The sequence below is a fragment of the Providencia sp. JGM181 genome, assembly GCF_018257375.1.
Lineage (GTDB): Bacteria > Pseudomonadota > Gammaproteobacteria > Enterobacterales > Enterobacteriaceae > Providencia > Providencia lanzhouensis.
This window is the reverse complement of the sequence record NZ_JAERJY010000116.1, coordinates 1-11,774: the sequence shown is the minus strand read 5'-3', so window position 1 is coordinate 11,774 and position 11,774 is coordinate 1. Positions and strand designations below refer to the sequence as shown.

11 protein-coding genes are annotated in these 11,774 nt (G+C 47.1%); all 11 read right to left on the bottom strand.

Going from position 1 to position 11,774, the window contains the following annotated elements; translation table 11 throughout:
- Positions 1-101: 101 nt before the first annotated feature.
- Positions 102-989: a 4-hydroxyphenylacetate catabolism regulatory protein HpaA gene (gene hpaA / locus JK188_RS13580; protein ID WP_211886589.1), complete on the bottom strand. Its 888-nt coding sequence runs from the start codon at positions 987-989 to the stop codon at positions 102-104.
- A gap of 280 nt (positions 990-1,269) precedes the next feature.
- Positions 1,270-2,640, bottom strand: a complete 1,371-nt coding sequence (hpaX, locus tag JK188_RS13575) for a 4-hydroxyphenylacetate permease (RefSeq protein ID WP_036954007.1) — start codon at positions 2,638-2,640, stop codon at positions 1,270-1,272.
- A gap of 154 nt (positions 2,641-2,794) precedes the next feature.
- Entirely contained in the window at positions 2,795-3,601 is an 807-nt protein-coding gene (gene hpaI / locus JK188_RS13570; protein ID WP_211886588.1) for a 4-hydroxy-2-oxoheptanedioate aldolase, read from the bottom strand.
- A gap of 10 nt (positions 3,602-3,611) precedes the next feature.
- Positions 3,612-4,415 (bottom strand): 2-oxo-hept-4-ene-1,7-dioate hydratase, encoded by an 804-nt coding sequence (hpaH, locus tag JK188_RS13565; RefSeq protein WP_132496217.1) that lies wholly within the window; start codon positions 4,413-4,415, stop codon positions 3,612-3,614.
- Positions 4,416-4,607: 192 nt separating this feature from the next.
- Complete coding sequence (locus JK188_RS13560; RefSeq protein ID WP_036954015.1) at positions 4,608-6,071, bottom strand: NAD-dependent succinate-semialdehyde dehydrogenase; 1,464 nt, start codon at positions 6,069-6,071, stop codon at positions 4,608-4,610.
- A complete protein-coding gene (locus JK188_RS13555) occupies positions 6,068-7,297 on the bottom strand; it encodes a Bcr/CflA family multidrug efflux MFS transporter (RefSeq protein ID WP_187128789.1) in 1,230 nt (409 codons plus the stop codon). The genes JK188_RS13560 and JK188_RS13555 overlap by 4 nt, the downstream gene beginning before the upstream one ends.
- 56 nt (positions 7,298-7,353) lie before the next feature.
- Complete coding sequence (locus tag JK188_RS13550) at positions 7,354-7,737, bottom strand: 5-carboxymethyl-2-hydroxymuconate Delta-isomerase (RefSeq protein WP_036954018.1); 384 nt, start codon at positions 7,735-7,737, stop codon at positions 7,354-7,356.
- Between the two features lie 9 nt (positions 7,738-7,746).
- Positions 7,747-8,628 carry a 3,4-dihydroxyphenylacetate 2,3-dioxygenase gene (gene hpaD, locus JK188_RS13545; RefSeq protein WP_036954019.1) on the bottom strand — a complete coding sequence of 294 codons (882 nt, stop codon included), beginning with the start codon at positions 8,626-8,628 and terminating at the stop codon, positions 7,747-7,749.
- 234 nt (positions 8,629-8,862) lie between these two features.
- Positions 8,863-10,329, bottom strand: a complete 1,467-nt coding sequence (gene hpaE / locus JK188_RS13540; RefSeq protein ID WP_006657319.1) for a 5-carboxymethyl-2-hydroxymuconate semialdehyde dehydrogenase — start codon at positions 10,327-10,329, stop codon at positions 8,863-8,865.
- Positions 10,329-11,096: a fumarylacetoacetate hydrolase family protein gene (locus JK188_RS13535; RefSeq protein ID WP_211886587.1), complete on the bottom strand. Its 768-nt coding sequence runs from the start codon at positions 11,094-11,096 to the stop codon at positions 10,329-10,331. The genes hpaE and JK188_RS13535 overlap by 1 nt, the downstream gene beginning before the upstream one ends.
- A gap of 2 nt (positions 11,097-11,098) precedes the next feature.
- The gene (locus JK188_RS13530) at positions 11,099-11,728 is read right to left on the bottom strand and encodes a fumarylacetoacetate hydrolase family protein (protein ID WP_036954023.1); all 630 of its coding nucleotides are present in this window, start codon (positions 11,726-11,728) and stop codon (positions 11,099-11,101) included.
- Between the last annotated feature and the right edge of the window lie 46 nt (positions 11,729-11,774).

Genomic DNA, 11,774 nt, shown 5'->3' with positions numbered 1-11,774 from the left:
AGTACAAGTTGTAACTTTAAAAATAAAAATGCAAGACATCAAAAATGTTTGCATTATGTAAAATAATTTAAAGGGGATGCTAAAATTTTGATATCCGCGATCTAGTGGATATTTTGTTCACGCCATTGGCTCGGAGAGGTTCCCTCAGAGCGATTAAAAAAGCGGGCAAAATAGGCTGGGTCTTTAAATCCAAGTTGATAAGCAATTTCAGAAACGGGGCTATCGCAAAATAGCAGCATGCGTTTAGCTTCCCGCAAAATCCTATCGAAAATGAGCTTCTTTGGTGGGCGGTTGGCGAATCGCCGGCACATATCTTTTAAGCGAGATTCAGTAACACCGAGTTTATCCGCATAGTCAGGGACAGAGAGATGCTCGCGATAATGCATATCGATAAGCTGGTTAAAACGTTGGAATAATCGATGTTCACCACGAACGCCACTAACATGATGCTCGTCAAGGGGGACAGAGCGCAGTAAAAAGGTAAATAAGGCTTGGGCAAGCGAAGATAACACTTGGTCTCGACCAATATAGTTATTCGCAGATTCCCGCGCCATTAAATCCCAATAGTGATTAAAAGTTTCAATGTCTTGGGGCTTATCCGCGACAGATAAACAAATCGCCGGAATATCGACTCTATCCAGATTGGCTGAATAAAGAGACTCCAACAGCGGCGAAATTAAATCTTGCCGCACGGTTAATACATGCCCGTCAGTGTCTTCTTGAGTAAAAAACGCATGGGCGACAGAAGGGGGCGTCAAAATAAATAACGGTGCCTGCACAGAATAACGAGACTCATCCAGCTGGAGCGTGATATGCCCAGTGACTAGATAGTGTAATTGGAAATAGCCATCGTGACGATGCGCCTGCATGTCGCGGCCGAAGAAGGCGGCGAGTTTGCCGAAGGTTTGGTAGTGGACGTCGTCGTTGCCCAATACGTCATCGTAGTCCTTCCCAATATCTATGTTATTGATCAATTCTTTCCCCTTCATTCTTCAAGCCGCAGCGTTGTTGGCTTCATGAGTCAACCCTAGTCACATACTCAAGTATGCTCCCAGGGATTAACTCATTCGCCGCCTAGCTGCAACTCGAATTATTTTGGGGAATTACTCCCCTTTAACCTACAGATTTGTGAACATTAGGCAGCCACTGAGAATTCTGCCTGTAGCATGGTTAACTGCAACTCGAATTATTTTGAACAATATTTAAGGGGGATTAAATAAATTCAATTTTTCCAATCTGTTGCAGCACTCATTTCTTCAATTCGACCGTTTACGGCGTGGCTCTTGGTCTTGAGTTTTTCATTGGGATGGCGATGACCAGAAGGGCGCCGACCACCAGCAAACCAGCCACAAAATAAAGACCGGAATTGAAGCTACCCGTTTGATCTTTCAACCAACCGATTAATAGTGGGCTGACCGCGGAACCTATATTACCTGTTGCGTTGATTACGGCAATACCGATTGCGCGAGCGCGTAAACTGATCGACTGATCTGGCGTGGTCCAGAAAACTGCCATAGCAGTAAATGAACCGGTGGACGCCATAATGATCCCCAATAATTGGAGTATTGGCTGATGAGTCATTGCTGCAATGATCCAACCTGCCGCCGCAAACAAATACGGTAACGCCGTGTGCATCTTACGTTCTTGCAAGCGATCCGAACGGCGGCTCCAATAAATCATCCCCAAAATCGTACAGAACTGAGGGATTGCAGTTAATAGCCCAATCATGGCATTACTGCTGCCCTGATTAAAACTCTGCATAATTTGTGGCGTCCAAATATTAATGGCGCTCAACGTGTTAGTTAGACAGAAATAAGCCACGGTGTACATTAAGATCACCGGGGTGAAAATCTCTTTCCACAGGCTGCTATTTTGCAGCGCAGTCTGGCTTTTTGAGCCGTGTGGCTGCACAAGCTCTAACTGGTCTTTATCCATCATCTCTTGCAGGGTGTCTTTATCTTCCTGAGTCAGCCATTTCGCTTTCTTCGGAGAATCATCCAGATAGAACCACACTAAAATACCCAGCAGAACGGATGGGAAACCTTCCAGTAAGAATAACCACTGCCAGCCTTTCAGGTTTAACACACCATCTAGCCCTAAAATATAACCAGAAGCTAGTGAACCAAATGCCATAGTAACTGGCATGGCAATCATAAATAGCGCATTAGCACGGGCGCGGAAATAAGCGGGGAACCAGTAAGTTAAATAAACTAACATTCCCGGTAAGAAGCCGGCTTCAGCAATACCCACCAGCATTCGTAAAATATATAAGCTGGTTGGCCCAGTCGCGAACATAGTGGCAGTGGAGGCAATACCCCATAGCACCATGATAGTGGCAATCCAGCGACGAGCACCGACAATGCCAAGCATGATGTTACTTGGAATACCAAAAATAATGTAGGTGGCGTAAAACAGCGTCGCTGCCAGACCAAACATGGTGGACGTTAGACCAATGTCTTTCCCCATTGTTAGCCCCGCAAAGCCGATATTAATTCGGTCTAAGAACGAGAAAACAAACAGAACAAACAGAAATACGATCAGTCGTTTAAAAAGCTTATTAATCACCCGCTGTTGCGGTTCAGTAAGGTTCTTATGTTGCTCCGCAGGGTTGGTGCTAGCAACATTCTGTGAATGACTCATTATAATGCCCTCTAATTACAATTTATTATAGGTACAAGGGTCTACTAGGCAGTCATTTGGGCTGCCTTGTTGTGGTTGCGATTTTATTGCTTACTATCTAGGTCGTTCATGAGCGTAGGGTAAAATTGAACGACCTAGAGGAGTTCAGATTGCTTTAGTACACGCTAGATGTGCTGTTATCCATATCGGAAACCGTTTTACCGAATTTCGCGGCAAGGGCTTCAGCGGTGCGCGCTAATAATGTGGTATCCACACCCACGGCGACAAACAAGGCGCCGAGCTTAATATAGTGTTCTGCGATATCCGGTGCCGCCATCAAAATTCCTGGCGCTAAACCTGCCGCACGAATTTGCTTAATAGCATCTTCAATCACCGCTTTCACTTCAGGGTGGTTTGGATTGCCAGAAAATCCCATATCCGCACTCAGATCCGCAGGACCGATAAAGACACCATCAACCCCTTCAACTTTGAGGATCTCAGGTAGGTTTTTGATAGCTTCGCGAGTTTCCACTTGGACAATCACGCACATTTCATCATTAGCGCGTTTTAAATAATCAGGGATACGGTTCCAGCGAGAGGCGCGCGCTAAGGCGCTGCCCACTCCACGAATTCCCGCGGGTGGATAACGAGTTGAGCGTACCGCTTGCTCTGCTTGTTCCGCATTTTGCACCATTGGCAGTAACAGCGTTTGTGCGCCGATATCCAGCAATTGCTTGATAATCACTGGCTCATTCCACGCCGGACGAACTACCGGTTGTGATGGATACGGAGCGATGGCTTGTAATTGTGCTAAGGTCGTTTGCACATTGTTTGGTGCATGTTCACCATCGATCAATAGCCAATCAAATCCAGCACCAGCAACCAGCTCAGCGCTGTATGGGCTGCACAGTCCTAGCCATAAACCGATTTGTGGTTTGCCTGTTTTCAGGGCTTTTTTAAATTTATTTTCTAACAGATCCACAGTGAACTCCTTATGCAAAGCGGCAGCTAATTGAGCCCATCACGCCGTAGTCAACGTGGAAAACATCCCCTTTACGAGCAGGAACAGGGCGAGTGAATGAACCGCCAAGGATAATTTGTCCCGGCTGTAGCTCCACATTGTGTGGGGCTAACTTATTGGCTAACCATGCCACGCCATTGGCAGGGTGGTTTAGAACCGCCGCTGCAACGCCAGATTCTTCAATCACGCCATTACGATAAAGCAGGGCGCTGATCCAACGCATGTCTAAATCGCGAGGTTTAATTGGGCGCCCACCTAAGATCACCGCGCCGTTTGCCGCGTTATCGGAAATGGTGTCGAACACTTTACGTGGACGGTTAGTGTCAGGATCGATATTGTGGCAACGGGCGTCGATCAGCTCTAAAGCGGGGATCACATAGTCCGTGGCGTTATACACATCAAATAAGGTGCAGTTAGGGCCGCGCAGCGGTTTTGCTAACACGAATGCCAGTTCAACTTCGATACGCGGAACGATAAAGCGATCCGTTGGAATATCACAGCCATCATCAAAGAACATATCATCGAGCAGTGCGCCATAATCTGGCTCATCAATCTGGGAACTGGCTTGCATCGCTTTGGATGTCAGGCCGATTTTATGCCCCTTTAGTACACGGCCTTCCGCCAGTTTTAAGCCAACCCACTCTTTTTGAATGGCATAGGCATCTTCAATGGTCATTTCGGGATGATCCAAAGAGATTTGACGGATTTGCTGGCGGCTTTTTTCCGCTTGGTTTAGGCGTTTAGCGATTGTTGAAATGGTATCTTGTTGCAACATCTTATTTTTCCTTTTGCACCTCAGCTCGTCATACTTCGAGCTATAACTACGTTAGCTTCACGATAGGCTTGCGCCTATCCCCTAGTCACACGGTATGCTCCTAGGGGATTAGTCTCATTTACTGTTTTGTTCTAACTTGAATTATTTAGAGCTAAGATTTTAAAAGCGAAGACCGCCAGCTAATGTTTCTTTCTAATTAGAAAGACCACCAAAGCAGAGATATTTCACTTCCAGATAATCTTCGATTCCGTAACGTGAGCCTTCACGACCAAGTCCTGACTGCTTAATACCACCAAACGGAGCCACTTCATTTGAAATAATGCCTTCGTTAATACCCACCATGCCGCTTTCTAATGCTTCAGCGACACGGTAGATACGTCCGATATCACGTGAATAGAAATAGGAAGCCAGACCAAACTCAGTGTCGTTAGCAAGGTCGATAGCTTCTTGTTCATCACGGAATTTAAATAACGGTGCTAATGGGCCAAATGTCTCTTCTTTCGCCACTTTCATGGATTCAGTCACATTGACTAATACCGTCGGTTCGAAGAACAGACCACCAAGGCTGGATGATTTACCGCCCGCAGCGATGCTCGCACCTTTAGCAACGGCATCCGCAATGTGCTCAGACACTTTATCCACGGCAGCTTGGTTGATAAGCGGGCCTTGCTCAGAATCAGCTTGGGTTGCTGGACCAATTTTTAATGCGCTCACAGCTTTCGCTAGGCGAGCCGCAAACTCATCGTAAACACCTTCTTGCACTAAAATACGGTTTGCACACACGCAAGTTTGCCCGCTATTACGGAATTTAGCGGCTAAAGCCCCTTGAACCGCAGCGTCTAAATCCGCATCGTCAAATACGATAAACGGTGCGTTACCGCCTAATTCCAGTGACATTTTTTTCACGGTATCTGCGCACTGTTCCATCAGTAATTTACCCACGCGGGTAGAACCGGTGAAGGTCAGCTTGCGAACAATTGGGCTTGAAGTCATGACTGCACCAATTGCTTTGGCATCGGTACCCGGAACGATGTTGAATACGCCAGCAGGAATACCGGCTTCTTCACCTAACGCGGCTAATGCCAACGCAGATAATGGGGTTTCAGCCGCAGGTTTTAATACCATAGTGCAGCCCGCTGCTAGAGCAGGACCGACTTTGCGGGTGATCATCGCATTTGGGAAGTTCCAAGGAGTAATAGCGGCGACCACACCCACAGGCTGCTTGATGGTCACTAAGCGGCGACCCGGCAGTGGGGATGGAATTGTTTCGCCGTAAGTGCGTTTACCTTCTTCAGCAAACCACTCGATAAAACTGGCACCGTAGGCAATTTCACCCATAGATTCATTGATGGATTTACCTTGCTCAGTACTCAGGATCTGCGCAAGTTCTTGTTGGTTTTCCATCATTAAACGGAACCATTTGTTCAGAATTTGGCTACGTTCTTTCGCGCTTTTTGCACGCCATGCTGGCAATGCTTTTTCTGCGGCTTCAATGGCTTGTTGAGTTTCAGTTGCACCCACATTACTGACGCGAGCAATCACTTCTCCATTTGCCGGGTTAGTCACATCAAACTGGCTACTGTCTTGGGCATTTACCCATTGACCATTAATGTAAGCCTGCTGGCGGAATAATTTAGAATTGGTGTTTAAGCTCATTTTTCGTTGTTCTCCGAAGACACTGAATGAACGTGCGCGTGGACATTTTTAGCGGACAAGCGTTGGCTTGAAAAACTCAGTCCGGCACAAATCGCCATTACGAGTGCCATAGCAAATGGGGATTCATCTTGTAGTATGGACACTGCAACACTGGCAAGGGCTGCCAAGGCAAACTGAATTGAGATGGCGAGCGCACTGGCGCTGCCTGCGATTTTCCCGCGGTGTTGCAGTAACAGTGACAAACTGTTGGTGCCGATAGCATTAACCATCGATAGGAACAGAACCACTAGGATAACAATAATTGGTAGGCTTTGTTGATAGAAAATTAACAACAGAACACCAAAAATCAATTGGATACCGCTTTGCATGCCCAAAATTCGTGGCAGGCTATACACCTTGAGCAATCGGACATTCAGCAGCAACATGGCAATCATGCCCAAAATATTGCAGCCAAACAGCAGCCCATAATACTGTTCAGAAACACCAAAGTAGTTGATATACACAAACGGTGAACCACTGATAAAGGCGAACATACCGGCAAAAGAGAATGCCATAGTACCAATAATGCTCAGTGCTTCTCGGTCTGTGAGCACCAACCGATAATTATGAAAGGCGACACCGACTAAATTGCGGGATTCACGCTGATGAGGCAAGGTTTCAGGCAGCAGTAAAAAAATAGCTGAAACAGAGCACAGCCCCACGGCCGCGAGAACATAGAAAATCACCTGCCACTCAAAATGAATTAATAAAAAACCGCCCACTAATGGTGCTAATAATGGGGCTATCATGGTGACTAATGTCATCAGTGATAACACTTTAGGCAGCTCGCTAGAAGGATACACATCACGGGCAATGGCGCGCGCCATCACTATCGCTGCACCACTGCCAAATGCTTGCAACGCTCTAAAGGTAATTAAGGCTTCTGAGCTGGTGGCTTGGGCGCATAGCAGGCTGGCGAGGGTAAAAATCGCCAGCCCACTGAGCAACATTTTACGGCGCCCCAGCAGGTCGCTCAGGGGACCATAAAACAGCATGCCGACACAGAAGCCCGCAAAGAATGCCCCGAGGGTGTATTGCATCTGTCCTTGGGTGGCATTCAGCGCTTGCGCCATTTGTGGCAAGGCTGGCAAGTACATATCAATCGATAGGGGACCGAACGCCACCAGTGAACCCAGTAACGGGATCAACCAGCGCGGTATCGGTCTATTGGTAAATGAAATTGGCATATTGCCCCCTATCGATATTCATCAATCACGATTTAAATTTTTATGACTTAAGCTTTTTATGATTTAAACAGTGCATGCACATTGTTCTGCTTATAGTTCAGAACAGGGTCAAGCTCTTCCATAGTGAAAGAGAGTGCCAAGTAACGTTTTGCCATCAGAGAGGCAAAATGGGTTTTGATCAGATCAAACAGCATTTCCCCAGTTTTTTGGCGATCTTCGAGGGAGCGACCCGCACCAATTTTTAAGGTCATATGCACAAACGCGTAATCGTGTTTGCCATCCGCCATTTGCCAAGTATCCAACCAGATTGCGCGGCTACGAATGCCCCCTAATGGGAAAATTCCAGTGCCAGCTAGCGCGCTGTTTACTTTAGCGAACAGCTCGGGTAGGGCTGCTTCTTCACGAATGTTGTCGGTGCATTCAGCATAAAAATGAGGCATATCTGCTCCTTATGCGTTGGCTGTTTGTTTGTCAGTGATAAATTTTGGTAGTGGGAAAATCGCGTTGATTTGCCCAGTTCCAGAGCTGGCGAACAGGTCAGTTAACACTTCCACTTTCTCATCATATTTATCCCAGCCCAGCAGACCCAGTAACATCACGGTGTCATGCATGTGACCTTCGCCATAGCAGTAATCCGCGTACTCCGGCAGCATTTTGCAGAACTCAGCAAAGCGACCTTCACGCCACAGTTTGACGACGCGTTTGTCCATTTGCTCATCGAATTCGCGGGTATAGCTGTTCATGCCGTCTTCTGCACGATGGTCATCGATAAAGCGGTGAGACAGTGAGCCGCTCGCGAGTACCGCCACGGTACCGTCATATTTTTCAATCGCAGTCAGTACGGCTTCGCCTAATTTACGGCTAGTTTCAAAGCTGTGTGAGGTACAGAATGCGGAGATAGAGATCACTTTAAAGTGGCGATCGCTGTTCATATAACGCATTGGAACCAGCGTCGCGTACTCTAGAGTTAGGCTTGGAATTTCATGAGCTTGAGCACGAACGCCTAGCTTGCGAGCTTCTTCACCGATCATCTGACCCAATACAGAGTTGCCGTCATACTCATATTCCATATCGCGGATAAAGTGTGGCAATTCATTACTGGTATAGATGCCTTTGAAGTGATCGGCGCAGTTAATGTGATAAGCGCTGTTAACCAGCCAGTGAGTGTCAAAAACGATAATGGTGTCGACGCCGAGTTCACGGCAGCGACGACTGATTTCTTTGTGCCCATCGATGGCGGCTTGGCGACAACCGTGGTTTTTGCCCGGCAGTTCAGATAGGTACATTGATGGGACGTGTGTGATCTTTGCGGTTAATGCCAACTTACCCATGTCTTTTCCCCTTCGCTTATCCGTCATACTTCGCGCTGTAGCGTTGTTGGCTTCATAAAGTCACCCTAGTCACATACTTCAGTATGCTCCTAGGGATAACTTCACTTGCCGCCTAGCTACAACACGAATTATTTAGGATAAGTAGCTAAATTAATTATCATTGATTCAAAATTACATATAATTCAAATCGTATAGATTACTTAATTGATTGAAGAATAATGGTATTTCAATAAATTACACACCCCAGCGTGGGATGTTGTGGTCGCCGTAGGAGATACAAACGTTCTTCATTTCGGCGAAGACTTCGAAGCTATACTCGCCGCCTTCACGACCCACGCCAGAGGCTTTTACGCCGCCGAATGGTTGACGTAAATCACGGACGTTTTGGGTGTTAACAAACACCATGCCCGCTTCGATATTGCGAGAAAGACGCAGGATCTTGCTGACATCTTGAGTCCAAATATAAGACGCCAGACCATACTCAACATCGTTCGCCATACGCAGACCATCTTCTTCGGTCTTGAATGGAATTAAACAAGCGACGGGTCCGAAGATCTCTTCTTGAGCCACACGCATGCGGTTGTCCACATCCGCCAGAACCGTTGGGCGCAGGAAATGACCATTTTTCAGATGAGCTGGCAGATCCGTTGGTTTGTCTGGACCACCCGCTAACAGAGTTGCACCTTCTTCCATACCAATACGGATATAACCAGACACTTTGTTCCAGTGCTGTTGGCTGATCAGGGCGCCCACTTGGGTTTTTGGATCGGTTGGGTCGCCGACGATCAGGCGATTTGCACGCTCAGCAAAGCGCTTCACAAATTCAGGGTAAATGCTTTCTTGGATGAAAATACGTGAACCCGCGGTACAGCGCTCGCCATTGATAGAGAAAATAGTGAACAGCGCGGCATCCATTGCTCGTTCAATGTCGGCATCTTCAAAAATCAGAACCGGAGATTTACCGCCTAATTCCATTGAGTATTTTTTTAGACCCGCGTTTTGCATAATGGCGCGACCCGTTGCTGTGCCCCCAGTGAAGGAGACTGCGCGAACGTCATGGTGTTTTACCAGAGCGTCACCGGCTGTTGCACCATAACCTTGCACCACGTTCAGTACGCCCGCAGGGATACCCGCTTCAAGGGCTAATTCACCTAAACGGTTTGCAGACAGCGGAGACAGTTCAGACATTTTTAGAACCGCGGTGTTACCTAGCGCCAAACACGGTGCTGTTTTCCATGTTGCCGTCATAAATGGCACGTTCCACGGAGAAATTAATCCGCACACACCCACAGGTTGGATCAGGGTGTAGTTCATCATTTTGTCGTCAACCGGATAGGTGCGACCATTCATTTGCTGGCAAATTTCAGCAAAGAATTCAAAGTTGTGTGACGCGCGAGGGATCAGAACGTTTTTAGTTTGGTGGATAGGTAAACCGGTATCGTTGGTTTCCATCTCAGCAATTTGCGGAACGTTTTCGTCGATCAGCTCACCTAAGCGGCGCATTAAGCGTGCGCGCTCTTTCATTGGCGTGTTTGCCCACTTAGGGAAGGCTTCTTTTGCAGCGGCAACCGCTTGGTTTATTTCGTCTTGACCGCCGGATGCCACTTCCGCTAATACTTCACCCGTTGCTGGGTTAGTGGTTTCGAAATACTCTTTGCTTTCAACGTTTTTGCCGTTGATCCAATGGTTAATCTTAGTCATCACACTCGCTCCTCATACTCTTTTGCGCTGATAATGGTATTGATCAGCCTGCCCACACCTTCAACTTCAACGATCACTTCATCACCTGGAACCACATCAGACAGCCCTTTTGGCGTGCCCGTTGCGATCATGTCCCCTGGTTGCAGTGTCATAAAGTCACTCAGGTAGGCAATTAAAAATGGGATATTAAAAATCAGATCCGCGGTGGTGCCTTTTTGACGCAATTCACCATTAACGTAGGTGTACAGTGCGAGGTTGTGTGGATCTTTAATATCTGATTTGTCTACCATCCATGGGCCGATTGGCGTCAATGTATCGCGGCTTTTTACGCGCAGGTTTGGACGGTAGTAATTCTCTAAATAGTCACGGATAGCGTAGTCATTACACACGGTGTAACCCGCGACGTAATCCATGGCATCTTCTTGGGAAACTTTGTGAGCCGCTTTGCCAATAATCACCACCAGCTCAGACTCATAGTGCATGTATTCAACATTGTCTGGACGAACGGACACTTGGCGGTGACCTGTTAAGCTGTTTTCTGCTTTAATAAAAATTAGTGGCTCTTCAGGCGGCTTAAATTCTAATTCAGTGGCGTGGTCGGCATAGTTTAGACCTAACGCGAATAAGGTACCTTGTGCAGGTGGTAGCCACTCAACATCTGTGTTATCGCCAGAAATCACGTTGCCGTTTGGCAGCTTGATGGCTTCGTTGTCACCGACAGTGACGGAATATTCAGTGCCTTGATAACGAATTTTTGCGTGTTTCATTATTATTGTCCTCCTGCCGCAACAACGCTGTTCTTGAGGCTTGGGAAGCCAGCTGCTTGGATCTCAACCTGGTCACCCGGTTTGATGGTGACGCGCTGATGAGGGGTACCCAGTAAAATCACATCTCCTTGTTTTAGGGTTGCGAAGTCGCTCAATGCAGCCACTAATTCGCTTGCGCTACGAACGAGATCCTTGGTTGACCATCTGTCAGCTTCTTTGCCGTTAATCAGTGTCACTATCTCAACAGGTGAAGATAACGACGTTTTCACTAACTCGCCGATTGGGCAGAAAGTATCACGGCATTTTGCTTTAATCGCAGGGCGGTAGAAGGTGTCTTCTGGCAGGCTAACTTCATTCGCCAGTGCAAAGCCAGCAATGAACTCCAACGCATTTTGTGCAGTCACTTTGCGTGCATCTTTACCAATCACCAGCGCCAGCGTTGCACCGCTTTGTACTTCTTCACCAGCAGGATGCAGGATGTTATCCCCGGAATTAATGCGTGTATTACGCGGCTTAATAAACCACACAGGTGTTTTCGGTGGGGTTTTATAAGGGGCTTGCTGGAACGCCTCGAGCCAATGATCAAGTTGGCTTTGATGGTTGAGGGCAACGGCAAAAACAGTGCCTTTCATTGACAACTCCTTATTAAAGAGATCGATTCTGAGTAATTATTAATAT